Annotated in this window: 22 protein-coding genes; 5 read left to right on the top strand and 17 right to left on the bottom strand. The window is 65.4% G+C overall.

Going from position 1 to position 26,132, the window contains the following annotated elements; genetic code table 11:
* Nucleotides 1-13 precede the first annotated feature (13 nt).
* Together G015_RS0104045 and egtC are read right to left on the bottom strand one after the other, a co-directional pair.
* Nucleotides 14-1,165: an SUMF1/EgtB/PvdO family nonheme iron enzyme gene (locus G015_RS0104045; protein ID WP_020146197.1), complete on the bottom strand. Its 1,152-nt coding sequence runs from the start codon at nt 1,163-1,165 to the stop codon at nt 14-16.
* A 66-nt stretch (nt 1,166-1,231) separates the two neighbouring features.
* The gene (gene egtC, locus G015_RS0104040; protein ID WP_018139133.1) at nt 1,232-2,014 is read right to left on the bottom strand and encodes an ergothioneine biosynthesis protein EgtC; all 783 of its coding nucleotides are present in this window, start codon (nt 2,012-2,014) and stop codon (nt 1,232-1,234) included.
* 74 nt (nt 2,015-2,088) lie between these two features.
* Between egtC and egtD the strand changes: the two genes are divergently transcribed.
* From egtD to G015_RS0104025, 3 genes are read left to right on the top strand one after another with little or no spacing between them, the layout of a single operon-like run.
* Complete coding sequence (gene egtD, locus G015_RS0104035; RefSeq protein ID WP_026182218.1) at nt 2,089-3,114, top strand: L-histidine N(alpha)-methyltransferase; 1,026 nt, start codon at nt 2,089-2,091, stop codon at nt 3,112-3,114.
* Between the two features lie 17 nt (nt 3,115-3,131).
* The gene (locus tag G015_RS0104030; RefSeq protein ID WP_018174481.1) at nt 3,132-3,623 is read left to right on the top strand and encodes a histidine phosphatase family protein; all 492 of its coding nucleotides are present in this window, start codon (nt 3,132-3,134) and stop codon (nt 3,621-3,623) included.
* Entirely contained in the window at nt 3,624-5,123 is a 1,500-nt protein-coding gene (locus G015_RS0104025; protein WP_018139130.1) for an exopolyphosphatase, read from the top strand.
* Here the strand turns inward: G015_RS0104025 and ppk1 are convergent.
* The 4 genes from ppk1 to G015_RS0104005 all read right to left on the bottom strand — a co-directional run bounded on the left by ppk1 (nt 5,116) and on the right by G015_RS0104005 (nt 10,050).
* Nucleotides 5,116-7,188, bottom strand: coding sequence for a polyphosphate kinase 1 (gene ppk1 / locus G015_RS0104020; protein ID WP_020146196.1), 2,073 nt, complete (start codon nt 7,186-7,188; stop codon nt 5,116-5,118). The genes G015_RS0104025 and ppk1 overlap by 8 nt on opposite strands.
* Before the next feature lie 76 nt (nt 7,189-7,264).
* Nucleotides 7,265-8,179: an ornithine carbamoyltransferase gene (gene argF, locus G015_RS0104015; RefSeq protein WP_018139128.1), complete on the bottom strand. Its 915-nt coding sequence runs from the start codon at nt 8,177-8,179 to the stop codon at nt 7,265-7,267.
* Nucleotides 8,176-9,372 (bottom strand): acetylornithine transaminase, encoded by a 1,197-nt coding sequence (locus G015_RS0104010; RefSeq protein WP_018139127.1) that lies wholly within the window; start codon nt 9,370-9,372, stop codon nt 8,176-8,178. The genes argF and G015_RS0104010 overlap by 4 nt, the downstream gene beginning before the upstream one ends.
* A 96-nt stretch (nt 9,373-9,468) precedes the next feature.
* On the bottom strand, nt 9,469-10,050 hold the full coding sequence (locus G015_RS0104005; protein ID WP_020146195.1) for a superoxide dismutase: 582 nt from the start codon (nt 10,048-10,050) through the stop codon (nt 9,469-9,471).
* 167 nt (nt 10,051-10,217) lie between these two features.
* Here G015_RS0104005 and G015_RS0104000 point away from each other — a divergent pair, with 167 nt between their 5' ends.
* Together G015_RS0104000 and G015_RS0103995 are read left to right on the top strand one after the other, a co-directional pair.
* Nucleotides 10,218-11,747 (top strand): DASS family sodium-coupled anion symporter, encoded by a 1,530-nt coding sequence (locus tag G015_RS0104000; RefSeq protein WP_020146194.1) that lies wholly within the window; start codon nt 10,218-10,220, stop codon nt 11,745-11,747.
* Nucleotides 11,748-11,878: 131 nt separating this feature from the next.
* Nucleotides 11,879-13,789, top strand: a complete 1,911-nt coding sequence (locus tag G015_RS0103995) for a methyl-accepting chemotaxis protein (RefSeq protein ID WP_020146193.1) — start codon at nt 11,879-11,881, stop codon at nt 13,787-13,789.
* A gap of 63 nt (nt 13,790-13,852) precedes the next feature.
* On the opposite strand, the gene G015_RS0103990 is transcribed toward G015_RS0103995, so the two are convergent.
* The 11 genes from G015_RS0103990 to G015_RS0103940 form a co-directional block, all read right to left on the bottom strand.
* Nucleotides 13,853-14,722 (bottom strand): amidohydrolase family protein, encoded by an 870-nt coding sequence (locus G015_RS0103990; protein ID WP_018139123.1) that lies wholly within the window; start codon nt 14,720-14,722, stop codon nt 13,853-13,855.
* Nucleotides 14,723-14,802: 80 nt separating this feature from the next.
* Nucleotides 14,803-15,246, bottom strand: a complete 444-nt coding sequence (locus G015_RS0103985; protein WP_018139122.1) for a glutathione S-transferase N-terminal domain-containing protein — start codon at nt 15,244-15,246, stop codon at nt 14,803-14,805.
* 60 nt (nt 15,247-15,306) lie between these two features.
* The gene (locus tag G015_RS0103980; protein WP_018995262.1) at nt 15,307-15,873 is read right to left on the bottom strand and encodes a DsrE family protein; all 567 of its coding nucleotides are present in this window, start codon (nt 15,871-15,873) and stop codon (nt 15,307-15,309) included.
* Between the two features lie 92 nt (nt 15,874-15,965).
* Nucleotides 15,966-16,688: a phosphate signaling complex protein PhoU gene (phoU, locus tag G015_RS0103975; protein WP_012982363.1), complete on the bottom strand. Its 723-nt coding sequence runs from the start codon at nt 16,686-16,688 to the stop codon at nt 15,966-15,968.
* A gap of 26 nt (nt 16,689-16,714) precedes the next feature.
* A complete protein-coding gene (pstB, locus tag G015_RS0103970; RefSeq protein WP_018139120.1) occupies nt 16,715-17,545 on the bottom strand; it encodes a phosphate ABC transporter ATP-binding protein PstB in 831 nt (276 codons plus the stop codon).
* 217 nt (nt 17,546-17,762) lie between these two features.
* The gene (gene pstA, locus G015_RS0103965) at nt 17,763-19,430 is read right to left on the bottom strand and encodes a phosphate ABC transporter permease PstA (RefSeq protein ID WP_020146192.1); all 1,668 of its coding nucleotides are present in this window, start codon (nt 19,428-19,430) and stop codon (nt 17,763-17,765) included.
* 10 nt (nt 19,431-19,440) lie between these two features.
* Nucleotides 19,441-21,711, bottom strand: a complete 2,271-nt coding sequence (locus G015_RS0103960; RefSeq protein WP_020146191.1) for an ABC transporter permease subunit — start codon at nt 21,709-21,711, stop codon at nt 19,441-19,443.
* Between the two features lie 194 nt (nt 21,712-21,905).
* Nucleotides 21,906-22,880, bottom strand: coding sequence for a PstS family phosphate ABC transporter substrate-binding protein (locus G015_RS0103955; RefSeq protein WP_018139117.1), 975 nt, complete (start codon nt 22,878-22,880; stop codon nt 21,906-21,908).
* Between the two features lie 123 nt (nt 22,881-23,003).
* Entirely contained in the window at nt 23,004-24,326 is a 1,323-nt protein-coding gene (phoR, locus tag G015_RS0103950; protein ID WP_020146190.1) for a phosphate regulon sensor histidine kinase PhoR, read from the bottom strand.
* Between the two features lie 45 nt (nt 24,327-24,371).
* A complete protein-coding gene (gene phoB, locus G015_RS0103945) occupies nt 24,372-25,061 on the bottom strand; it encodes a phosphate regulon transcriptional regulator PhoB (RefSeq protein ID WP_018139115.1) in 690 nt (229 codons plus the stop codon).
* Nucleotides 25,062-25,173: 112 nt separating this feature from the next.
* Nucleotides 25,174-25,977 (bottom strand): MBL fold metallo-hydrolase, encoded by an 804-nt coding sequence (locus G015_RS0103940; protein WP_038044208.1) that lies wholly within the window; start codon nt 25,975-25,977, stop codon nt 25,174-25,176.
* Nucleotides 25,978-26,132: the final 155 nt, after the last annotated feature.

Below are 26,132 nucleotides of genomic sequence, written 5' to 3'. Positions count from 1 at the left end.
TTATCCGGTGGGGTCAGGGTTCCATCGTACGTGCGACGCGCACGCCGGCAAAGACATGGCGTTTCTCCGGGGTGAAGAAATTGCGCATGCTCGGGCGTTTCAGCAGCGGATCGCTCCAGTCGCTGCCGCCGCGCAGGACGTAATGCTGGCCGTCAAACCACGGGGCCGAGTATTCGTTGTAGGGGAACGGGCGGAATCCGGGATACGGTGCGAACGGATTTCCGCACCACTCCCATACTCGGCCGGTGCCTCGCAGCGATCCCTCGCGCTGAGCATGTTCCCATTCGTGTTCGTGGGGCAGCCGGGCGCCGGCCCAGCGGGCGAAGGCCTCGGCCTCGAAGCGGGATACGCCCACCACCGGGGCATCGGCGTTGCGCTGTACCGTTCCCTCCGGCAGAACCTGCAGGCCAATGTCGGTCCCGGACCCGCGCCACCCGAGTGGGGCCCGGATGTCGTGGGCGTTGCGCCAGTTCCACCCCTCGCGGCTCCATAGTTCGGGGCGGTGATAGCCGGCCTCCTGCATGAAGGCCTGCCATTCCCCGTTGGTGACAGGGTCGCGCCGGATGGCAAAGGGCGCGAGTTCCTTCCCGTGAACGCCCTTTTCATTGTCGAAGACCAGTACGTCGTCGCTGCCTACGGTGGTGTGCACGGCATCCCATTCGCGCCAGGATTGCGAGGTGATCTCGGGCGCCTGCAGGCGGGGTTCCGAGTAGCCGGGCTCAGGCCCCTGAAGGCGGGCAAACCAGCGCACCTGAGCCAGGGTCTCCAGGTGCATCGCGTGGTGCTGGGCAAGGAACCCCGTCAGGTACTCGTCAGCCATCAGCGGGTGGTCGAGGATCTCGGCGTTACGCGCAAGCCAATCGCGATGCCGGAACTGGAGCTCGCGTCCCCATCGAGTGAGTCGATCGAGCGCGGGGAGGCGTCCACCCCGGCGCCATTTGGGGCTGAGTTCCGGGAAATAGAGGTCATGCCAGTCCCGCGTGCGGGGTGGTGGGTGCCCGAGAATACGTTCGCGCAGCCAGACGGCCTCGATGAAGTGGCAGTGGGCGTAGTGCCAGCCGATGGGGCTAAGGTCCGGGTGATACTGGTTACGCCAGATTTCGGCGGGTGTGCTTTCCAGTGCAGTGTTCAAGCGCTCGTGCTGACGGGCCAGGTCGTCCAGCAAGGACGAAGAAGAGACGAGGCTTGCTGGAGGGTCGAATGCTGGGGTGCTCATATCCGAGTGGAAAGGCTAGAGCGCAAGGAGTTCCGGTGGCTCGTCAGGATCCAGGATCAGGATGTGCCCTGAAGGGACGGGGCGCCAGCGCTCGCGGTCCGTCAGCGGCTCGGAGGCGACGATCACCGAGTCCTCGGGGAAGTCGTCATCGTCGGACGTGTAGTACAGGCTGGGGCAGGGGCTGTTGATCGCATGGCGGCTGGCGACCAGACGGCGCCCGTCGGACAGGAGGACGTTGAGCAGGGCCATTTCGTCGCCGAGCCAGGTTTCCAGTGTTGAAAAGGCCTCGCCCAGGGCGCCTTCCAGTGTGGCGTTCTCGTCATCCGCCAGGAACTGGCGGACCAGGGCAAACAGGTATTCAGAATCCGTGGTGCCCTGGATGCCCGCCTCGATCTCGGGCGTCAGCAGGTTCTCGATCTGGCGGCGGATCTGCGGCCGGAAGCCGCCAATGAGTCCATTGTGGCTGTAGAGCAGCCCGTCGATGGCGAACGGCTGGGCATTGACGGTGTCGCCCCCGAACCCGGGGGTCGCGCTGCGGATGGCGGAGATCCACAGCGGTTCTTCCAGTGTTTCGGCGAGTGCTTGCAGGTTCGGGTCCTGCCACAGGGGGTCGGCACGCCGATAGCAGCGCGCGGTGCCGTCCTCGCTGAACCAGCCAAAGCCGAACCCATCCGCATTGACGCGGGCGTAAACCAGCTCCTGCGGGGCAATCGCCTGCTCGATCAGATTGTGCGGTGGGTCCAGCAGTATCCGCCTGAGTGCCAGTGGCGGGCCGAGATAGGCAAGATGGCGACACATTGGCGCGGACTCGCGGTTGGGAGGTCGGGAGTTTCATGGTAGCGTGCCGGGAACCCCGAAGCACGGATGTGCCCATGAATCCCGAGAGTCCTGCCATGTCGCTCCCGGAGCGCTATACCCGTCATGTGGTGCAGGTGCGCGATCCCCATGCGGAGTTGGTAGCGGACTTTTGCAAGGGCATGCTGGAGGCGCCGCGCTGGCTGCCGCCAAAGTACTTCTACGATGCCCGTGGCTCGCAGCTTTTCGATGCCATTTGCGACACGCCCGAGTATTACCCCACTCGACTTGAATCGGCCCTGCTGGAGTCCCGAGCGACCGAGATCGTCGAGACCTCGGGTGCCCATACGTTGATCGAGCTCGGCAGTGGGACCTCGCGCAAGACCGAGTACCTGATCGCTGCGTTGAACGAGCGCGTCGACGATCCGTATTACGTCGCCAATGATGTCTGTGGAGAGATCCTCGACGAGGCGGCCGAGCGACTGCTGGGACGATTCCCGACGCTCGTGATCGAGGCCCTGTGTGGTGACTATCTCGCCGCGCTTTCGGCTCTGCCGACGCTGACACCTGTCCCAATAGCCCCGCGCCTGTTCACCTTTCTCGGCGGCAGCCTGGGGAACTTCGAGGACGCGGAGGCGATCGCACTGCTGTCGCAGATTCGCGCCGCCATGGGCGCGGAGGATCGGCTCCTGCTCGGGCTGGACCGGGTCAAGGCTATTCCCGTGCTGGAGGCGGCCTACAACGACGCGGCCGGTGTGACGGCAGCGTTCAATCTGAACCTGCTGTCCGTCCTCAATCGCGAGTTGGGAGCCGATTTTGATCCCGATGGTTTCCGCCATCGCGCCCCGTTCGTCGAGGCGCATTCACGTATCGAGATGCACCTGGTCGCCCAGGGTGATCAGACCGTCCAGGTCTCCGAACCCGCGACCACCCTGCAGTTCGCCGATGGCGAGGCCATTCGCACCGAGATCTCGCGCAAGTTTACGCGCCCGATGGTGCAGCAACTGCTGTCCGGCGCCGGACTGGCACAGGTGGCGGAGTGGTCGGCGCCGGATGAGGCCTACAGCCTGTTCCTGCTGGCCCCGGGAGGCGCACAGGCATGAGCCGGAGCCCGCGTCTCGTGCTGGTCCGCCACGCCCAGGCGGGCAACGCAGGGGAGTGGGAAGGTGCCGATCGGGATCGGCCGTTGAGCGAGGCCGGCCAGGTGAGCGCTCGGCGCATGGCCGCCTCGCTGACCGGTTTGCTTTCCGGGCATGTGGAACTGCTAACCAGCCCTTACCTGCGTGCGCGTCAAACGGCGTCACCCATCGCCGAAGGACTGGGCGTCCCGGTGCGCCAGAAGAAATGGCTGGCACCCGGACAGGTGGCCGGCGTGGAACTGGAGGCCCTGGCGGCGCGCCTGCCGGCCGACGGCAGTCTGGTGGTGGTCGGCCATGAGCCGGACCTCTCTTCGCTGGCCGGGCGCCTGATGGGCTGCCCGGCGGGGGCTTCCGGGGTACACATGGGCAAGGGTTCGGTCTGCGCCCTGGGAGGCGGTCTGCCCGGTCCCATGCAATTGCTCTGGCTGTTGCCCCGCCGGGTGCTGGAGGGTCTCTCGGGAGAATACGGGTAGATGGCGATGGACGGACAGGGCGAGACTGTCGCGGCGGTCGATCTGGGTTCCAACAGCTTTCACATGATCGTGGCCCGGCGTCATGACGGTGAGGTCCTGAAGATGGACCGGCTGAAGGAAACGGTGCGACTGGCCAGTGGTCTGGATGCCCGCGGTCGCTTGGATGCAACCGTCGAACGCCGCGCACTGGACTGCCTCGAGCGATTCGGCCAGCGCCTGCGCCAGCTACGCCAGGGCAGTGTGCGCGTCGTGGGCACCAATACCCTGCGCCAGATGGCCGACAGTCACCGTTTTCTGGCCGCTGCGGAGCGGGCCCTCGGGCATCCAGTGGAGATTATTGCCGGGCGCGAGGAGGCCCGGCTGATCTATCTGGGCGTGGCCCACACGCTCGCGGATGACGAGGGGCGGCGGCTGGTGATGGACATCGGCGGTGGCAGCACCGAATTCATCATTGGCGAGCGCTTCCGGCCCATCCTCGCCGAGAGCCTGGAGATGGGCTGTGTGACCTTCACCCAGAGGCACTTCTCCGATGGCCGCCTGACACCCCGGGCGTTTGCCGCCGCAGAGCTGCATGCCGGCCAGGAGCTGCAGCCGATCGCCTCCATCTATCGCGAGGCCGGGTGGGACCAGGCGCTGGGGGCCTCCGGCACGATCCTGGCACTGGACCGTATTGTGCGCGAGACCGGCATCGACGAGGCACCGGGCATGACACTTGACGCGTTGCGCACCCTGCGCCAACGCATGATCGAGGTTGGGCGTCTGGACAAGCTGGAGCTGCCAGGGCTGGCCGAGGACCGGGTGCCGGTGATTGCGGGCGGGCTGGCGGTGCTGATCGGGGCGTTCGAGGCGCTGGGGATCGAGCGGCTGCATCCTTCCGATGGCGCGTTGCGCGAGGGAGTGATCCACGATCTGCTGGGACGCTTTCGGCACGAGGATGTCCGTGGCCTGACGATTGAAAACCTGCGCCGCCGTTTTGCCGTCGACGAGGCCCAGGCCGCGCGGGTACAGGCCATGGCCGCGCGCCTGCTGGGGGCGGTTCGGGCCCGCTGGGGGCTGGACGAGAACGACGGCGAGCGCCTGGACTGGGCGGCTGAGCTGCACGAGGTGGGACTGGCGCTCGCGCACAGCAAGTACCACAAGCACGGCGAATATATCCTCAACTGGGCCGATCTGCCGGGCTTCTCGCAGCCCGAGCAGCACGAGCTGGCGCTGCTGGTGCGCATGCACCGCCGCGCGTTCAAGCCGAAGCTGCTTAATGACGTCCGTCAGGCGCGGGTCGAACCGTTACTGCGTCTGGCCAGTCTGCTGCGACTGGCGGTGCTGCTGCATCGCTCGCGTGCGCCGGAGCCCCCTCCGCTGGAGCGGATCGAGGCGCGCGAGCGCGGGCTGGTGCTGGGTTTTGCCGCTGGCTGGCTGGATGCGCATCCGCTGACGCGGGCGGATCTGGAGGAGGAGGCCGGGCAGTGGGCGCGCCACGACCTGGAGCTGGTCTTCAGCTAGCGAGCGTCTTGAGCAACTGTTGCTGTGCCGAATGGGGCGGCTCGTCGGCAACCGGTTGGACCCGCTGATAACTCCCGTCGACCTGCAGGGCCCATGCGCTGGCGGTATCCCGCAGGTAGTTGAACAGACACTCCTCCGCGACACGGTCGCGCATGGCGGTATCGCGGATCGGAAAGGCGACCTCCACCCGTCGGAAGAAATTGCGGGGCATCCAGTCGGCGCTGGACAGATACAGCTCGGGCTCGCCCCCGTTCTCGAAATAGAACACCCGCGAGTGCTCGAGAAACCGGCCGAGCACCGAGCGCACTTCGATGTTCTCGGAGATGCCCGGCACGCCCGGGCGCAGGCTGCAGATGCCGCGCACGATCAGCTGAATCTTCACGCCCGCCTGCGATGCGCGATAAAGCGCCTGGATGATGCCGGTCTCGTTCAGCGAGTTCATGCGTGCGACGATCCGCGCAGGCCGGCCTTCGCGGGCGTTCTCGGCCTCGCGTTCGATCTTCTCGCACATCGCATCGTGCAGACGGAAAGGCGCCTGGATCAGCTCGCGCAGGCGTTCCACCTTGCCAAGGCCCGTGAGCTGCTGAAACACGCGATGGACGTCCTCGGTGACTACTGGATCGGCCGTCAGCAGGCCGTAATCGGTATAGGCCTTGGCGGTGCCCGAGTGGTAGTTGCCCGTGCCCAGGTGGGCGTAGCGCACGAGCTTGTCGCCGTTACGGCGCACCACCAGGGCGAGCTTTGCGTGGGTCTTGTAGCCGACCACGCCATAGGTCACATGCACGCCCGCATCCTGCATGCGGTTGGCCAGCTCGATGTTGTCGGCCTCGTCGAAGCGGGCGCGCAGCTCGATGACCACGGTCACTTCCTTGCCCGATTGCGCGGCCTCGATCAGCGTTTCCACCAGTGGCGACTGGGTGCCCGTGCGATAAAGCGTCTGCTTGATCGCCAGGACGCGCGGGTCGCTGGCGGCCTGGCGCAGGAAATCCACCACCGGCATGAACGACTGGTAGGGGTGGTGCAGCAGCAGGTCCTGCTGGCGGATGGCCGCGAAGATGCTTTCACCGCTGGCATCCGTGCGCGGCAGGGCGGGGATGAACGGGGGAAACTTGAGGTCGGGTCGGTCGACCAGGTCGTACACGGCCATCATCCGGTTCAGGTTGACCAGACCGGTGACCTGGTAGAGGTCGTCCGCCTCCAGATGAAATTCCTGCAGCAGGAACTGCGCGACTTCTTCCGGGCAGTTGTCCGCGACCTCCAGGCGAACGCCCGCGCCGTAGTTGCGCTGGGGTAGTTCGCCTTCCAGCGCGTTCAGCAGGTCGTCGATCTCCTCTTCCTGAACGAACAAATCAGAGTTGCGGGTCAGCCGGAACTGGTAGCAGCCGGTGACCTTCATGCCCTTGAACAGCTCGTCGACGTGGGCGTGCAGGATGGACGACAACAGCACGAAATCGGAATCGCCGCTGGCCACCTCGCGGGGGAGCTTCACCAGGCGCGGGAGCGACCGTGGTGCCTGGACCACCGCGCGCCCGGATTCCCGCCCGAATGCGTCCTTGCCCTTGAGTGTGACGATGAAGTTCAGGCTCTTGTTCAGGATGCGCGGAAACGGGTGCGCGGGGTCGAGCCCGATCGGGCTGAGGACGGGCTGCAGCTGCTCGTGAAAAAACTGGCGTACCCAGGCCTTCTGCTGCTCGCTCCAGTGCGAGCGCCGCACGAAATGAATGCCTTCCTCGGCCAGCGCCGGGATCAGTTCGTCGTTGAGCGCGCGATACTGATTGTCGACCAGGGCGTGGGCCCGGGGCGCGATCTGGCGCAGCTGTTCCGCCGCGGACAGGCCATCCGGTCCTGGCGCCTGGACGTTCAGGTCGATCTGCTGGCGCAGCGAGCCCACTCGGACCTCGAAGAACTCGTCGAGGTTAGTGGACGAGATGCTCAGGTAGCGCAGCCGCTCCAACAGGGGAAAGCCCGGGTCGCGTGCCAGTTCCAGCACGCGCCGGTTGAATTCCAGCAGTGACAGCTCGCGGTTGAGGAAGAGCTCGGTATCGGTCACGTCGGCATCCGGCATGCACGACTCGGGGCAAGGGTGGGGCCCCGAGTGTAGGTGTGCATTATGTCAGTTTCGTGACTGGGCCTGTTCGGGGTCAACTGCCGCGGGTCAGCAGGAATTCCATCAGGGCCTTCTGCGCGTGCAGCCGGTTTTCCGCCTCGTCCCAGACCACGCTTTGCGGGCCTTCGAGGACCTCGGTGGAGACCTCTTCCTCGCGGTGCGCGGGCAGGCAGTGCATGAACAGGGCGTCGTCGTTGGCCAGACGCATCAGGTCGGCGTCCACGAAGAACCCGGCAAAGGCCCGGCGGCGGGCGCTCTTTTCCTGCTCCTGTCCCATGCTGGCCCAGACGTCGGTGACGACGAGGTCGGCACCCTCGGCCGCCGCGCGCGCATCACGGGTCAGTTCGAAATGGTCGCGTGTGGCATCCACGACGTCCTCTTCCGGGTCGTAGCCCTCGGGGCAGGCCGCCACCAGCTGGAAGTCCAGCAGGTGCGCGGCATACATGTAGCTGTGGCACATGTTGTTGCCATCGCCAATCCAGGCCACGCGCTTGCCCCGGATATCGCCCCGGTGTTCGAGATAGGTCTGCAGGTCGGCCAGCAGCTGGGCGGGGTGCTCCCGGTCGGTCAGGCCATTGATCACGGGGACCGAGGAGTGCTGGGCGAATAGTTCGATCTTCTCGTGTTCGTAGGTGCGGATCATCACGCAGTCCACCATGCGCGAGAGCACACGGGCCGTGTCCTCGATCGGCTCGCCGCGGCCCAGCTGGGTGTCGCGCGGGGACAGGAACAGGGCGTTGCCGCCCAGTTGCTGCATGCCGACCTCGAACGAGACACGCGTGCGGGTCGAGGACTTCTCGAAGATCATCCCCAGCGTCTTGCCGCGCAGGATGTCGTCGTGGTGCTCGCCCGCGTGAGTCTGGCGCTTCAGTTCGACGGCACGTTCGAGCAGGGCGCGTGTCTCGTCTGCGGACAGGTCGTGGAACGACAGGTAATGGCGGGGCTTCATGCCTGGGCCTCCCGGGAATCTTCGGATACGAGCAGGGTGTCGACCAGATCGGCCACGGTGCTGGCGATCTGGTCGACCTGGGCGTCGTCCACGATCAGTGGTGGCAGTAGCCGGATCACCCGCTGCGCGGTCACGTTGAGGATCAGCCCTGCGTCGAGGGCGGCCTGAACCAGTGTTCCGGCCGGGCGATCCAGCTCGATGCCGATCATCAGCCCGCGTCCGCGCACGGCGACCACCCCCGGTTTGTCCTCGAGCCGGTCAGCCAGGCGGCGGCGGAGGATCTCGCCTTGTCGCCCCGCTTCCTCGCACAGGCCCTCGTCCTGCATCACGTCCAGCACGGCCAGGGCCGCCCGGCAGACCAGGGGATTGCCACCGAAGGTGGTGCCGTGGGTGCCGGGGGTGAACAGGCCGGATGCGCGTCCGGCTACCAGGTTTGCCCCGATCGGGATGCCGTTGCCCAGGCCTTTTGCGAGTGATATCACATCGGGCGTGATGCCTTCATGCTGGAAGGCGAACCAGTGTCCGGTGCGGCCGATCCCGGCCTGGATCTCGTCCAGCATCAGCAGCCAGTCGTGCTGGTCAGCCAGTTCGCGCAGGCGCCGCAGGTATCCGGGCGGGGGTACGTGGATGCCGCCTTCACCGGTGATGGGTTCGACCAGGATGGCGACCACGTCCGGATCGTTGCTCAGGGCCGCGACGGCCTCGGCATCGCCATGGGGGACGTGCACGAAGCCCTCGACAAGGGGTTCGAATCCGGCATGGATCTTTTCGTTGCCGGTGGCCGACAGCGTCGCGAGCGTGCGCCCGTGGAAGCTGCCGTGCATCACGATGACCTTCGGCTTCGCGATGCCGCGGCGGCGGGCATGCAGCCGGGCCAGCTTGATGGCCGCTTCGTTGGCCTCGGCGCCAGAGTTGCAGAAAAAGGCCTGCTCCATCTGTGCCAGCGCGCACAGGCGTCGCGCGAGCTGTTCCTGCAAGGGGATGCGGAACAGGTTCGATGTATGTACCAGCGTCTGAGCCTGATCGCAGATCGCATGCGCCACTTTCGGGTGGGCGTGTCCAAGGCCGCAGACCGCGATGCCGGACAGGGCATCGAGATAGCGTTTGCCCTCGGTATCCCAGAGCCAGGCGCCTTCCCCCCGTTCGAAGGCAACCGGCAGCCGGCTGTAGGTATTCTGCAGGACGTCACTCATTAGCAAAGCTCTCCCAAATGAAGAAGCCGGCGAGCGAGCCGCCGGCTTCTGCCCAGGGTGCCGCACTGGGGCGGCCCCCAATCGCGTTATCGCGATCTATTTCATCTGCTGGGCGACAAAATCCCAGTTCACCACGCTCCAGAAGTTCTCCAGATACTTCGGGCGCGCATTGCGGTAGTCGATGTAGTAGGCATGTTCCCAGACATCGCAGGTCAGCAGCGGGGTCTTGCCATCACGCATCGGATTGGCCGCGTTGGAGGTGTTGACGATCTCCACTGAGCCGTCGCTATTCTGCACCAGCCAGGTCCAGCCGGAGCCGAAATTGCCGGCCGCGGCCTCGTTGAACTTCTCCTTGAAGCCATCAAACGAGCCAAAGGCGCTGTTGATCGCGTCGGCCACCTTGCCGGACGGCTCGCCGCCGGCGTCCGGGCCCATGCAGTTGAAGTAGAAGGTGTGGTTCCAGACCTGGGCGCCGTTGTTGAAGATGCCGCCGGCCGGGGCCTTCTTGATGATGTCCTCCAGCGAGGCATTCTCGAACTCGGAGCCGGGCAGCAGGCCGTTCAGCTTGGTCACGTAAGTCGCGTGGTGCTTGTCGTGATGGTATTCCAGCGTCTCGGCGGAGATGTGCGGCTCCAGCGCGTTCTTGGCATAGGGCAGATCGGGCAGTTCGTAGGCCATGAAAGACTCCTTGTAAGAAAACATGCGAGACTGCGGCTGGCCGACCATTGGTGGCCGCGCCAGTAAACCCGTCAACGATAGTCACGTTGCTCGGGTGATGCAATTTCCGATGATGCGGCTTGGTTATCGTTCAGCCAACGTTTGCGGAAGTGTGAAGGAGCCACGGCATGTCCGCGCACGATGCCGATCGACAATCGGACGGCGCCCCCTCGTCGGTGGGTGCGAACCCCTCGCGCAGTGCCTACGCCTGGCGCGGGCGCATCGGGCTTTTCCTGGGCCCGCTCCTGATGCTCGCGTTCCTGGTTCTTCCAGCTCCAGAAGGCGTTGCACGCGAGGCATGGTGGGTGCTCGGGTTGACCCTTTTTATGGCGACCTGGTGGATTACCGAGGCCTTGCCACTACCCGTAACGGCGTTGCTGCCGATTGCCCTTTTGCCGCTGCTCGGCGTGATGCCGATGGACGCGGCCACCGCGCCATACGCCAATCCCATCATCTTTCTGTTCATGGGCGGTTTTGCGATCGCGCTGGCGGTACAGCGCTGGGGACTCCACCAGCGGATTGCGCTCGCGATCGTCAGCCGGGCGGGGGATCGCCTGCATCGCCTGGTCGGGGCCTTCATGCTGGCCACGGCGGGGCTGTCGATGTGGGTCAGCAACACAGCCACTGCTGCGCTGATGTTGCCGATCGCCCTGTCCGTTCTGGCGCTGATGGATCGTGATACGCACATCGCGGGTAACGGCCTCGGCGCCGATTCGCGCCGCCCCGCACTGGCGCTCCTGCTGGGGATCGCCTTTGCCGCCAATATCGGGGGCATGGCGACGATCATCGGCTCTCCGCCGAACGCGCTGACCGCCGCCTATCTGGGCGACCGGCATGGCATCGAGATCGGTTTTGTGCAGTGGATGATGCTGGGCCTGCCCCTGGCCACCGCGTTGCTGCTGCTGGCCTGGTGGTTGCTGACGCGCTGGGTCTTCCCGGTTCATCGAGTACGCCTGCAGGGGTTGCAGGCGATGATGGACCAGCAGCGCGCCGAGGTCGGGGTCTGGTCTCGGGCCGAATACCGGGTCGCCGGCGTCTTCCTGCTGGTAGCGCTGGCGTGGCTGTCGCGCCCCTTTCTGGAAGGTCTCCTGCCGATTCATCTGACGGATGCCGGGATTGCCGTCCTGGGGGCCGGGCTGCTGTTCCTGCTGCCCTCGGGCGCAGCAGACCAGCGCCGGCTGCTGGCCTGGGACAATACGCGCGAGCTCCCCTGGGGGGTGCTGCTGCTGGTCGGCGGTGGTCTCAGCCTGGGTTCGGCCATCGAGGCGAGCGGCCTGGCGGAGCTGGCCGCCGAGGGCCTGGGCGCCGCCCAGGCATGGCCGCTGCTGCTGATCATTGCCGGGGCCGTGGTGGTGACCATGTTGCTATCGCATGTGACCAGCAACACAGCCACCGCTGCCACGCTGCTGCCGCTGGTGGCTGCGCTGGCGATGCGCATGGATATTCCTGTCGTGCTCCTCGCGATCCCCGTGGCCTTTGCCGCCTCCGTGGCCTTCATGTTGCCGGTCGCGACCCCGCCCAACGCGATCGTGTTCGCCAGCAACCGGCTGCGGGTGATCGACATGATCCGTGGCGGGGCACTGCTCTCCCTGGTGGCAATTGCCATGATTACGCTTGCGGTCTACGCCCTGGCGGAGGCCATCCTGATGCAGGGGTAGGCCTGTCTCCCGGCCTTTCGGGCTTCCTGTGATCTCCCTCAAGTTTTATGCTTCGCCGCCGCTATCGACGGTGAACTGCCGCAGCAAGGACGCCGCTGGCCCGCAAAGCCTTATTGGGGAGAGTCTTCAACATGTTCGATAACATCCGAATCGGGGTCCGGCTGATGGTCGGGATTATCACGGTGGTGCTGCTGGCCGTGATCCTGACACTCGTAGTCGTGATGAACAGCCTGGGCACCATGGCCGATCGTGCCGAACAGCGCGAGCTGACCGATCTGGCCGCGCAGCTTGTCGGTCGTCTGGACCAGGAAGCCGCGCGCGCGACCGCGATGGCAGAGACCGTGGCGAAAATCCCCGACGTGCAAGAGGCGATGGCGACGGGCGATCGCGAGCGTCTGGCCGAGATGACCGTTCCGACTTTCGACTCCCTGAGCGAGCAGTACGGCGTGCATCAGTACCAGTTCCATACACCGCCGGCGACTTCGTTCCTGCGCGTTCACTCGCCCGACAACTATGGCGACGACCTGTCCGACTTCCGCCAGACGGTGGTCGACACCAACGAAAGGCGTACCCCGATCTCGGGGCTGGAAGAAGGCGTGGCCGGTCTCGGGATCCGCGGGGTGGTGCCGATCGCGCACAACGGCGACCACGTCGGCTCCGTGGAATTCGGCCTGTCGTTTGGTGACAGCTTCTTTGAAGAGTTCACCCAAGAAACGGATTCGCCGGTTGCCCTCTACCTGCGTGATGGTCGGTCGTTCAACCGCTTTGGCGGTACGATCAGTGGCGAGTCCACCTTCAGCGATGCCGAGATGCGCGAGGTCATGGAGGGCGAGGAGCTGGTGCGAAACGTGACCTATGAAGGCACCCCGATGGCCGTGGTCGCGCGTCCCGTTACGGATTTCTCCGGTGACGTGGTCGGCGTGCTTGAGGTCATGGTGGACCGCAGCGCGTATGTCGCGATGGCGCGCAACGCGACTGGCACGGTGGTTGCGGTTGGCGTGGTTGCCGTGGCGCTTGGTGCCCTCTTGGCCTGGCTCCTGACCCGAAGCATCGTTCGTCCCCTGAATCGCACGGTGGCCCGGCTGAACGATATCGCGGGAGGCGAGGGCGACCTGACCCGTTCGCTGGAGGTCTCTGGCAAGAACGAACTCGGAGAGCTGGCGGAGGCGTTCAATAACTTCGTCAAGAAGATCCGTGGCCTCGTATCCACGGTCGCGGCCGGTGGCGATCAGGTTGCCGCAGCGGCGAACGAGCTGTCTGCGACCAGCGAGGAGACCAACGAGCAGGTGCGGCGACAGAAGTCGGAGATCGATCAGGTCGCCACGGCCATGAACGAGATGACGGCAACGGTGCAGGAGGTGGCCCGCAATGCAGCGGATGCCGCCGCCGCGGCACAGAACACCGACCAGGACGCCAACGAGGGTCAGCAGGTGGTGCAGCGTACCGTGGCTGCGATCAACGCGTTGTCGCAGCAGGTGGATGGCGCCGCCGAGGTGGTCAGCCGCTTGTCGCAGGATGCCGAGGAGATCAACAAGGTCCTGGAAGTGATCGGCGATATCGCCGATCAGACCAACCTGCTGGCGCTGAATGCGGCGATCGAGGCGGCGCGTGCGGGCGAACAGGGCCGCGGTTTCGCGGTGGTTGCCGACGAGGTGCGTACCCTGGCCAGCCGCACGCAGGACTCGACCCACGAGATCCAGCAGATGATCGAGCGGGTGCAAAGCGGTACCCGCGAGGCGGTGCAGGCGATGGAAGATGGCCGTTCCAAGGCGCACCAGAGCGTGGAGCAGGTCAATCTCGCGGGCGAATCGCTGACCGCGATCACGCAGTCGGTCACGCGCATCAGCGACATGAACACGCAGATCGCCAGTGCCGCCGAGGAGCAGTCGACGGTGGCCGAGGAGATCAACCGCAACGTGGCCAATGTCACCGAGGTGCTGGATCAGACCGCGGCCGGATCGGAACAGATCCGCAATGCCTCCGAGGAGCTGTCCAAGCTGGCCTCGGAACAGCAGCAGCGGGTGGGTCAGTTCAAGGTATAAGCCCCGAGCCAGCTGACGCCAAGCCCGGGACCGGAGACGGTCCCGGGCTTTTTTGTGGCCGGGTTACTGGCTCTCGGCGGGCGGAAACAGGCGCTCGCCGTTCTCCAGGGCAATCATGCGCTGGACGTTGGCTGGCAGCTGTTCGAGCCAGGCCCGAGTGCTGTCCTTCAATGCGGTAAAGTGCTCCCAGCGGGCCAGGCTGAAGGTGTCATTGCCGATCAGGAAGCGATCCGGATAGTCGAGGAACAGCTCGAACCAGTCGGCGTCGATGATGCCGCCGGGATTGATGCGCGGGTTGCGCATGGAGACATCCATGACCATGTTCGGATGCCGCTCCAGGTAGTCACGAACCAGTGGCGGGTAGGCATAGGAACCGGCGTGCGCCCAGAGGATGCGTACCTCGGGCTGGACGGCGTAGGCATGGTCGATCACGGCAGGGTCGCCATGGATCACGATCCACAGATCCCGCTCGACTGCCAGTGCCAGCAGGTCCTCGAAGCCGCGGGCAAATCGGTCATCGGCCTGTATGTGCAGCTCCCCGATCCCGCGCCACTGGACCTGGCTTCGGTCGAGTATGGTCTCGACCTGTTCCCGCAGGCCGTCCTCGTGCATCCAGTCCATCTTGCGCCCCAGGCGCTGGGAGATCTCGAGAAACGGGACGATGCGCGCATCCACCTCCGGTTCCAGCGCTTCGATCAGTTTCGAGCGCGGGGACATGATGATCGCGGACTGGATTGAATTTTCTTGCAGCGTGCGCGCGACGGCCTCCGGCGGGAAGTGTTCCATCTGCCGGTCGCGGTAGTGCAGGTGGGCATCGAACAGGGGTTCAAGTGCCTGGGCAGAGGCTCCGCCAAGCAGTGAGCCGAGCAGCAGGGTCGCAGCCGGAAGAATGAACAGACGGGGCAGTCTTCGAGGGCGGTTCAGGGCAGCCATCCAGCGGGTTCCTCGGGTACGGGAACCCCAATCTTATACCGTGCTGTGCCGACAGTCCCCGAGTCGGTGGCCTGTCGCGGTCAGGCGCGGGAGTCCCCGGACACCGCGGCATCTCCGGAGCTACCGTCCGGGCGGTTCGGGTCAAAGCGCTCGCGCAGGTATTCGCCGATCGCATCCGACTCGTACAGCCAGCGTACCTGGCCGTCCGGTTCCTCGATGCGCAGGCAGGGCACCTGCAGCTTGCCGCCCTCGGTCTGCAGCTCCTCGCGGTGAGGGCCGGCCGCCTGGGCATTGCGCAACTCGATGTCGAGCGACAGCCGCTGCATGGTACGGCGGGCCCGGATGCAGAACGGGCAGGCCGGGAAATGGTAAAGCGCGAGGTGGCGCGTCTGTTCGTCAACGCGGGCCTGGTCGGCGGGGTCGCGTTCGATGCCGCGCGGGCGCGACAGGCGCTCGCCAATCAGCATGAACGGCGTGAGGATCAGGCGTACGCCGCGGAAAAACCATCGGATCAGAAATCGCATGCGCGAAAGGATGCCACAAGCCCCCTGGCGGGTGACAGAGCCCGCATCGGGCGTGGCACGTCACGGCTGGCCGAAGTCGAACTCCCAGGGGTCTTCCGCCGGGGCGTCCAGCAGGGACGGACGCAGGCGGATCACGGTGTAGCCTGCGGCCTCCAGGTCATCCAGCCGGTCCGGTGCGGCCGTGGCCACCTCGACATGCTCGGGGAAGGCATCGGGCTCGAGATCGCGCCAGCCGGCGAAGGTCCCGCAGACCACGACGTTGACGCCGTCATCCATCACCAAAGACTCGATCTCGGCGTGGAGCGAGCCATGCGCCACGGCCTCGGCGCGGGTGAGAGTGAACTGCTCCGCTCCGTGGGTGACGACCGCAATCGGCAGGTCCGGGTCGCGCTGGCGCAGCACCCGGATGTTCGCTTGAATCTCGGGCAGCAGGGCACTCAAGGCAGCGCGGTCGTTCTCGACGATCTCGAATGCCACCCCATCGGGGAGTTCGTCCTGCGTGAGCAGTGCCTCGACCTCCGAGGAGGGCGAGGCCTCTTTCGGGGCGTCCGCACCAGCCAGACTACCAACGGTTGTGAGCAGTGTCAGGCCGGTCAGGGCCAACAACGTCGGGATGAAACGCGGCATCGGGTACCAGGGGTCAGGGCATGGGTGTGCTGAACCCTATTTTGGGCCTGATTGCCGGGTCGGTGTCTACTCGGCCCGGGTTTGTCGCTTTCCTAGTGGCGATCCCCCGTGGCCTCGGCCGCCATCTGGTCGTAGCTGGTGTGGCGGACGTTCTTGCCCTTCACGAAGTACACCACGTACTCGCAGATGTTCCGCGCTCGGTCGCCGATCCGCTCCAGCGATCGGGTCGCCCACACGATGTCCATCAGACGCGGCACGGCATCGGGGGAGGCGGTCATCTGTTTCATCAGCTTGTGCGTGATGGCCTCGTAGAGGCTGTCGATCTGGATGTCCTGCTGTGCGACCCGCACCGCCTGCTCGGTGTCCATGCGCGCGAACGCATCGAGCACGCCGCGCGTCATCTCGCGCACGAGCTGGCCCATCTTCGCGATCTCGTCCATCGGTGCCTCGCGGCGGTCGGAGTCCAGCAGTTGCAAGCCCATGCGGCCCACACGCTCGGCCTCGTCGCCCATGCGTTCCAGGTCGGTGATGGTCTTGATCACCGCGATCACCAGACGCAGGTCGGAGGCCGTGGGCTGGCGACGGGCGAGGATGTGGGTGCATTCCTCGTCGATCTCGACCTCGAGCGCGTTGACCTTGTAGTCGGAGGTCATCACGGTCTCCGCCAGCGCGGTGTCGCCCTCGACCATCGCGGTCACCGCATCGCCGAGCTGCTGCTCGACCAGGCCGCCCATGGTCATCACCTTCTTGATGATGTCCTCCAGCTCGGCATTGAACTGCTGGGAGATGTGCTGCTTGAAAAAGCTCTTGTCCATGATCCGGACTCCTGATCCGAAATGGCCTAACCGAAGCGGCCGGTGATGTAGTCCTCGGTCTGCTTCTTGGCAGGCGAGGTGAACAGGGTGTCGGTGTCGGCGTATTCGATCAGCTCGCCCATGTACATGAAGGCGGTGTAGTCGGACACGCGTGCGGCCTGCTGCATGTTGTGGGTGACGATGACCAGCGTGTAATCCTTCTTCAGCTCGATCATCAACTCCTCGATCTTCAGCGTGGCCAGCGGGTCCAGCGCGGAGCAGGGCTCGTCCAGCAGCAGGACCTCGGGGTCGATCGCGATCGCGCGGGCGATCACCAGACGCTGCTGCTGACCGCCGGACAGGCCAAAGGCGTTCTCGTGCAGGCGATCCTTGACCTCGTCCCACAGCGCGGCACGCTTGAGCGACTTTTCCACCACCTCGTCCAGGCGTCGGCGATTCTTCACGCCCTGCAGCCGCAGGCCGTAGGCCACGTTCTCGTAGATGGACTTCGGGAACGGGTTGGGCTTCTGGAACACCATGCCGACGCGACGGCGCAGCTCCGGCACGTCCACGGCCTTCTCGTAGATGTCGTCGCCGTCGAGCCGGATCGTGCCTTCGATGCGGGCGGCATCGATCAGGTCGTTCATGCGGTTGAAACAGCGCAGGAACGTGGACTTGCCGCAGCCGGACGGGCCGATGAATGCCGTGATCCGGTTCTTCGGGATCTGGATGTCAATGCCCTTCAGGGCCTGATCCTCACCATAGAACAGCTTCAGGTCCTCGGCGGTCAGGCAGATCTCCTCACTGGAGAGCCGCAGGCCGCGGTCGGGTCGGTCGCCTTGCGTCACGTTGACGGCGTGGGTAGCGGTGTCACTCATCTTGGGTACTCCATGGGAAACAGGGTTCGACGCATCCCGTCCTCGCGACGGTTCGGAAAAGCACCGTCATCGCGAGCGCCGCAGGCGCGTGGCGATCTCCGTGGGTCGGCCCCGACGCGACCCCGGGCAGGCGTCGGGGTGGCGGCGGGAGGTTGCCGCGGCCCCTTCGGGGCCTCGCAATGACGGTGTTTGCGGGAGGCGTTGTGCATCGGGCAACTCAATCGCTGTCGGCGCGGTATTTCTCGCGCAGGTAGTTGCGGATCGAGATCGCGGTCAGGTTGAGCACGATGATCAGCATTACCAGCACCAGGGCGGTGGCGTAGACCAGCGGGCGGCCGGCCTCGACGTTCGGGCTCTGGAAGCCGACGTCGAAGATATGGAAGCCCAGGTGCATGAACGCGCGGTCCAGGTGCAGATAGGGGAAGTTGCCATCCAGCGGCAGGGTCGGCGCCAGCTTGACCACGCCGACCAGCATCAGCGGCGCCACCTCGCCCGCGGCACGCGCCACGGCCAGGATCAGCCCGGTCATCATCGCCGGGGCCGACAGCGGCACGATCAGCCGCCACAGTGTCTCGGCCTTGGTCGCGCCCAGTGCCAGCGAGCCGTGGCGGATGCTGGCGCCGATCCGGGTCAGGCCTTCCTCGGTGGAGACGATCACCACCGGCAGCGTCAGTAGCGCGAGTGTGAGCGAGGCCCAGATGATCGCGGGCGAGCCGAAGGTCGGCGAGGGCAGGGCATCGCGGAAGAAGATCTGGTCGATGTTGCCGCCAATCAGGTACACGAAGAAGCCGAGCCCGAACACCCCGAACACGATCGACGGGACCCCGGCGAGGTTGTTCACCGAGATACGGATGGTGCGCACCAGTGGGCCCTGCTTCGCGTACTCGCGCAGGTAGATCGCAGCGAGCACGCCGAACGGGGTCACCACGATGGACATCAGGATGACCATCAGCACGGTGCCGAAGATCGCCGGCAGGATGCCGCCCTCGGTGTTCGCCTCGCGCGGGTAGCCGGTCATGAAGTCCCAGAAGGCGACGACATAGTGGCGTAGCTTGGCCGGCACGCTCATGTCGTTCGGCCACCAGGCGTTCACGATGCGCGAAAGCGGGATCGTCGCGTGCTGCCCGTCGGCGGTCTCCAGCACGATCGCAAAGCGGCCCAGTTCGTCACGCAGGGCGTTGCGCTCGGCCTCGAGTTCGGCGTAGCGGGCGTCGAGTTCCTCGCGCTCGGCGTCCAGCTCCTCCTGGCGCTGGCCGCGCTCCTCCAGCGACAGCTCTTCGGCACGCTCGACGCCGCGCTGGGCGATGCGCAGGCGCTCGAGCTCGAAGTTCACCCGGCCGATCTCGATACGCTCGATGCGCTCGATCTGTTGAACCAGCTCGCGGGTCTGCGGCATGCGTTCCTCGAACGCGGTTCGCGCCTCGCCACCCTCGGCGACCGTTTCGCCGTCTTCCTGGTATTCGCGGATGTAGCCGTAGAAATCGCCCCACTGCAGACGCTCCAGCACCACCACGTCGCGCGGGCGTTCCCATTCGGACATGAAGTCGTCCAGGTACCACTGGAAGTCGCGGCTGTCGAGGTCACGGTTGCCACGCTTGATCAGGTGGCGGACCACGATGTCCTGGCCTTCCGGCACGGTGAATCCAGCGTCGCGCATGGCCTGGGCGGTCATGGTCTCCGAGCGTTGCAGCTCACCCATGACGCGCCGGGGTTCGGAGTCCTGCTCTGTCTGGTATTCGAACTCGATGACCTCCGAGGGCCAGAAGAAGGACAGGCCGTTCACGGCGATCATCAGGATCAGGCCGAAGACCATCACCAGCGAGGCAGCGACCGCTCCGGCATTCAGCCAGATCCACGGGGTGCCGGATTTGAACCAACGATTCATCGGGTATGCCTCAAAGGGAGCTGTATTTCTGGCGCAGGCGCTGGCGCACGATCTCGGCGACCGTGTTTACCGCAAAGGTCAGCGCGAACAGGACCAGGGCGGCCAGGAACAGGATGCGGAAGTGGGTACTGCCGACTGCGGCCTCCGGCATCTCCACCGCGATGTTCGCGGAGAGCGTGCGCATGCCCTCGAAGATGTTGAAGTTGACCACCGGGGAGTTGCCGGTCGCCATCAGCACGATCATGGTCTCGCCCACCGCGCGGCCGAAGCCGATCATCACCGCGGAGAAGATCCCGGGGCTGGCGGTCAGCAGCACCACGCGCACCACGGTCTGCCACGGGGTCGCGCCCAGGGCCAGCGAGCCCTGGGTCAGGTGCCTGGGCACGTTGAAGACCGCGTCCTCGGAGATCGAGTAGATGGTCGGGATGACCGCGAAGCCCATCGCGATGCCGATCACGAGCGCATTGCGCTGGTCATAGGTGATGCCCTGGTCGGTCAGCCACTGGCGGGCATCGCCACCGAACATCCAGACCTCGATCAGCGGGCTCATGGAGACCGAGAACCAGCCGATGACCAGGATCACCGGGATCAGGATCGCGGCCTCCCAGCCGGCGGGCACGAGATTGCGCAGATTCTCCGGCAGCACACGGGTCCACAGGAACGCGGCGACCAGCATTCCCAGCGGTATCAGGACTAGGATGCTGACGACAGCCGGCAGATTGGCCTCGATGAAAGGGGCGAGCCACAGCCCTGCGAGGAAGCCGAGGATGACCGTTGGCAGCGCCTCCATCAGCTCGATCGAGGGCTTGGTGATGCTGCGCATGCGCCGCGACATGAAGTAGGCGCTATAGATCGCCCCCATGATCGCCAGCGGGGTGGCGAACAGCATCGCGTAGAACGCAGCCTTGATCGTGCCGATGGTCAGCGGCACCAGCGAGAATTTCGGCTCGAACTCGTCGGTGGCCGAGGACGACTGCCAGACGTAGTCACCCCCGGAACGGCCCTCGTACCAGACCTTCTGCCACAGCACGTGGAAGGAGACCTCCGGGTGCGGATTGGACAGGTCCTGCAGGTGCCAGGTCTCGTTGTCGTCGATGCCGATCAGCAGGCGGTTGCGCGGGTCGACATACACCCGATGCAGCGGCTGGTCGGTGATCTGGCGTTCGATCAGGGTGCGCTGCGAGGTGGAGTAGTGGATCTTGACCTCGCCGCGATCGTCGGCGGTCAGGAATCCCTTGCGGATGTATTCCGGCTGGGTGTTGCGGATCGGGCCGGCATGCGACGGGAAATCGCGGACGCGGGTGATGCGGTTCACGTTGTCGTCGTCGCGTACCAGCATGTATTGCGCGACCGAGCCGTCGGACCCGCCGACGATGATGGACACCGTGCCCAGCAGATATTCCAGCGAGGTGACCTCGGCGGCGTCGCCTCGGATCACGCGCTTGCTGTCGACCAGGCTGGCGCGCGAGGGGTTGTTGATGTCGAAGAAGTGGAGCTGTCCCTGATCGTCGCCAACCAGCATGTGGCGGCCGGTGATGTCCAGCAGGATGCGGGTCGGCGTAGCGCCGTCGGGCAGCGAGGGTAGATCGTAGGCGGAGCGTCGGACCTCGGTCTCGCCTGTCATCATCGAGGTGCGTTTCTCGAACCGCACCAGCTTGAGATTGCCATCTTCCGTCGCAGCGGCGACGCGTATGCCGCTGGAGCCGCGCTGTATGCCGACCACCGAGATCGCGCGGCCGTCGTCGTCCACGTCCAGCAGCGCGGAGTCCTCGTCGCCCAGCGGGTACACCAGGCCCGGGTCGTACAGCCGACCCTCGGGGCTGAAACGTTCGTTGTATTCGTACTCGATGGCCAGCACCTGGCCGTTGTCGAGGCCTGCGGCCACCAGGCGCGTACGCGGCTCGGCGGCGCTGAAGCTCGTGACCTGCACATCCTCCGGGATCGGTAGCGACTCTTCTTTCACGATGTCGCCGCTGTAGGGGCGGAAGAAGAGGGCGCGTCGGTCTTCGGTCAGGCGAACCGCCATCTCGCGATGGCGGTTCACCGCCAGGTGGATGGTCTGCGTGTTGGCGCCGCCTGGAGCCGCGTATTCCGTGCGCGGCTCCAGGGTCGCGCCCTGGAACATGGGCAGTGTCTCGCTGGCGAGATACACGAACATCAGGGTCAGTGCACCAACCACGGCCACACCGAAAAAGCCGATGGTGTAACGGGCGGTGCGGTCCTTGGTGCGGCGCCAGCGCTGGAAGCGGCCGAGCGTCGAGGTGGCGGAGAGGCTGGACATTCAGGGTCCCCTGATGCGGCGGGTGTAGGGTGCAACTGGCCGGCATGCTACGGCCGCTTCATGACAGAAACGTGACAGCCATGTGACGGACCGTTGAACGCTGTATTGCGGGTCGAGCGGGCGGGCACAAAAAAACCGGGCCCCGCGAGGGACCCGGTTCGGGCCATCCGGAGATGGCCGGCGCGAGGCCTGGGTTATTCCAGACCGAGGTTCTTGCGCTCGCGTTCGGCCACGGCGGCCGGCAGCGGGATGAACCCGTCACGCACCACGACTTCCTGGCCTTCCTTCGACAGCACCATCTTCAGGAACTCGGCCGCGCGCGGGGTCAGGCCGTCTTCCGGGTGCTTGTTGACCATCACGTAGAGGAAGCGGGCCAGCGGGTAGTCTCCGGTCGAGGCGTTTTCGGCGTTCGGCTCGTAGTACTCGCCCTCGTTCTCGCCCAGCGGGACGGCGCGAACACCGGAGGTCATGTAGCCGATGCCGGAGTAGCCAATGCCGTTCAGCGACTCGGAGACACCCTGGACCACCGAGGCGGAACCGGGCTGTTCATTGACCGAATCCTTGAAGTCACCGTCGCACAGGGCGTGCTGGCGGAAGAAGCCATAGGTGCCGGAGACCGCGTTACGGCTGTAGAGCGTGATGTCGCGGTTTTCCCAGGAACCGTCGAGGCCGACCTGGCCCCAGCGCGTAATATCCTCGGCCCCACCGCAGCGGCGGGTGGAGGAGAAGATCGCATCGGTCTGTTCGAGGGTCAGGCCCTCGATCGGGTTGTCGCGGTTCACGTACACGGCGATGGTGTCGATCGCGACCGGGACGGCGGTCATTTCGTAGCCGTGGCGCTCTTCGAACTCGGCATGCTCGCTGTCACGCGGCATGCGCGACATCGGGCCGAAGTCGGCGGTGCCCTCGGTCAGGGCCGGCGGCGCGGTGGAGGTGCCGGCGCCCTGGATCTGGACGTTGACGTTCGGGTAGAAGTTCTGGAACTCCTCGGCCCACAGCGTCATCAGGTTGTTCAGGGTGTCGGAGCCGATGCTCGACAGGTTGCCGGAAATCCCGGAGACCGCCTCGTAGGCCGGGATGTCGGCATCGACTTCGGCGGAGGCGGTAAACGGCGTAACGGCCATTGCGGTGGCGGTGGCCAGGGCCAGAATGCTGCGCTTCAACAACATGGGAATCTCCCCTTGAATGGAATTCTTGCAAGGTCACTTCAAGCGACCTTGGAGGGAGATTATGCGGAGCCGCGTTGACGCTCCTGTGACGGGGACATGACAGCCGTGTGACATCGCAGGGCGTCAGTTTTTGGCGGACTCGATGGGCTGGGTGCGGGTGATCGTGAGGGGGAACAGGCAGGTGAAGCGCGTGCCGCGACCGAGCTGGCTGTCGATCTCCAGGTGTCCGCCGTGGCGTGCGAGCACATGCTTGACGATGGCCAGTCCGAGCCCGGTTCCGCCGCGGCGCTGGTCGCGGCCGGCGTCCACGCGGTAGAAGCGTTCTGTCAGGCGGTGAAGGTGGTGGCGGGCGATCCCCGGTCCCTCGTCGATTACGCTGAGGCGCGCGCCGTCCGGGTCGGATTTCCAGCGGACCTCGATGCGGGTCCCGGCCGGGGTGTACTTGATCGCATTGAAGATGAGATTGGCGAAGGCCGAGCGCAATTCGTTCTCGGCCCCCTGTAACTGGAGCCCGTGCTGTGCGTGGATCTCGATGCGGTGGCGCTGGTCGCCGGAGAGCAGTTCCGCCTCGCCTTTCAGCGTGTCCAGCATGGCCCCGACGTCGACCCATTGTGGCGGGCCCTGCGGGCTGCCGGTCTCCAGGCGGGAGAGGGTCAGCAGGTCGTCGACCAGCAGCTTCATGCGTTCGGACTGCTCGCGCAGCAGCTGGACCGAGCGCGCCTTGTCCGGCTGGTCCGCCAGTTCGTCTTCCAGCGTTTCCACAACTCCGTACAGTACGGTCAACGGCGTGCGCAGCTCGTGCGAGACATTCGCAATGAAGTCGCGCCGCATCACTTCCAACCGGTGCAGGTGCGTGGTGTCCCGCGCCAGCAGCAGGAATTGCGCATCGCCATAGGGCACCAGGCGGAATTCCAGCTGCTGGTCGTCGTAGATCGGGGAGGGTGTGGTCACGCTGCCCGGCGTGGTGCGCGCGCTCTCCATGAACGTGATGAATGCCGGATTGCGCAGCAGGTGCGTGATGCGCTGGCCCTCGTCCTCCGGCCAGTTGAGTCCCAGCAGCTGCGTGGCCATTTCGTTCAGCCACTCGATGCGCAGATCGTCATTCAGGACCACGACTGCATCCGGCATCGCCCGTGCCGAGTCGCGGTAGCGCTCGAGGTACTGGCGCAGCCGGTGGACCCGATGTTCGTGGCGCCGGCGTCGGCGGTAAAGATGGTCGAAGGCCAGCCCCCAAAGCCCGCGCACATCCGGTGGTTCGCTGCGGCCGCCCTGACGCAGCCAGCGTTCCAGCAACAACAGGTGCGAGAGGTTCCAGAACAGCGCCGCCCCCAGCAGGAACGCGATCGTGGCCCAGAACTGCCCCATGCTCCAGCCGAGCAGCGCGATCGGGACACCGACCAGCAGGGTTCCCGCGATGACACCGGGCCAGGGGTTGCGTGATTGCATCGGACGACCGAGTGGGGTGATTGGAGCTCGCGGCGCCGGCCGCGGTCAGGGAGTCTGGGAGAAACGGTACCCCGATCCGCGTACGGTTTGCACGAGGTGGTCATGCCCGGTCAGCGCCAGCGCCTTGCGCAGGCGCCGGATATGCACGTCCACGGTGCGTTCCTCGACGTACACATTGGTGCCCCAGACCTGGTCCAGCAACTGGCCGCGGGTGAACACGCGGTCCTGGTGGGTCATGAAGAAGTGCAGGAGGTTGTATTCGGTCGGGCCCATCGACAGGGCCTCGCCGTTGCCGCTCACGCGGTGCGAGACCGGGTCCAGACGCAGACCCTCGACTTCCACCGGCTCTTCGCTGGTGATCGGCGCGGTACGCCGTAGCACGGCCTTTATACGGGCAACCAGTTCGCGTGGCGAGAACGGTTTGGTCACGTAGTCGTCGGCACCCACATCCAGCCCGCGCACGCGGTCTTCTTCTTCGCCGCGGGCCGTCAGCATGATGATCGGGATGTCCTTGGTGAGCGGGCTGGCCTTTAGCGTGCGCGCCCAATCGAGGCCGCTCGTGTCCGGCAGCATCCAGTCGAGCAGGATCAGATCGGGGGGATCTTCCAGCAGCAGGGCCTTGGCAGTGCGCACATCGCCCGCCTCGCGCACCGCGTATCCGGCCTTGTGCAACGGCAGCTGGAGCATTTCGCGGATTGCGGTGTCATCCTCGACCAGCAGTATCTTTACAGCCATGACCCATTCCCGAGTTCAGGATGCCCTGCATTAGATAACAGAGATGTTACAGCCGTGTGACGGTGAGGGAACGGGAATGGCCTGATGCAGGCCGGGCGTTGCGGCTGAGAGCCTATCCGACCTTGAGGGCCCGGTTCTGGGCATGCAGTTCGAACCGCTCGCTGCCTTCCAGTAGCACCATCCGGCTCGCATGCCGCGACTGCTGGAGCTGCCGGCGGATGGCGGATTCATGTCCGGGCTTCAGGTGTGTGATGGCGATCCGTGGCTGGTGATGGAGCGCCTCCAGGTCGTCCGCAAGACGATGCGGGGTGTAATGCTTGGCCAGCTCGGCCATGCCGTCCATTTCGTCCGGCAGCCCGGACTCGATCATCAACAAGTCCAGATAGGGCAGGGTATTCAAGGCATCCCACAGGGCCCCGGAAGACGAGGTGTCTCCGGTGAACGCGAAGCCCATGCCGTCGTTGTGCATCACGCCGTACCCCACGGCGGGCACCGTATGCAGCGCAGGCAGGATATGAATCTCGCGCGATCCGATCATTACCTGCTGCCCCGGCTGAATCGACTGAAACTGCAGCAGGGGCCGCTCGGGAGAGGGGAGACAGGTGAAGTCGGGCCAGATCACCCAGTTGAACACATGTTCGCGCAGGGCCTGCAGGGTGGCCGGTAGCGCATGGATCTGGATGGGGGGCGCGTCCGGTGAATACACCATGTCCGCGAGCATCGGCAGAAATCCGATGTGGTCGAGGTGCGAATGGGTCAGAAATACGTGACGGACCTTTTGTAATTCGCCCAGAGTCAGGTCACCGACCCCACTGCCGGCGTCGATCAGGATATCTTCGTCGATCAGAATCGATGTCGTGCGACGGTTGGGGCCGATGCCGCCACTAGCGCCCAATATGCGGACAGAGAGACTCATTCCGGATCGGACTGCAACTGAAAGTTGTGAATGTCTCGGCAGACCATGCGGCAGAGACGCCTCCTTGAAGAGACGGTAGCTACGACGGATTTCCGACGTACTTCTAACATACATTAAGACTAGATCAGGTCTAAGCGTGTCTGACGTGACCTGCA

It is taken from the genome of Thioalkalivibrio sp. ALJ15, from assembly GCF_000383695.1.
In the GTDB taxonomy this organism is placed as follows: Bacteria; Pseudomonadota; Gammaproteobacteria; order Ectothiorhodospirales; family Ectothiorhodospiraceae; genus Thioalkalivibrio.
Note: the sequence above shows the minus strand (reverse complement) of the source record. Positions and strands in the feature narration are given on the sequence as shown.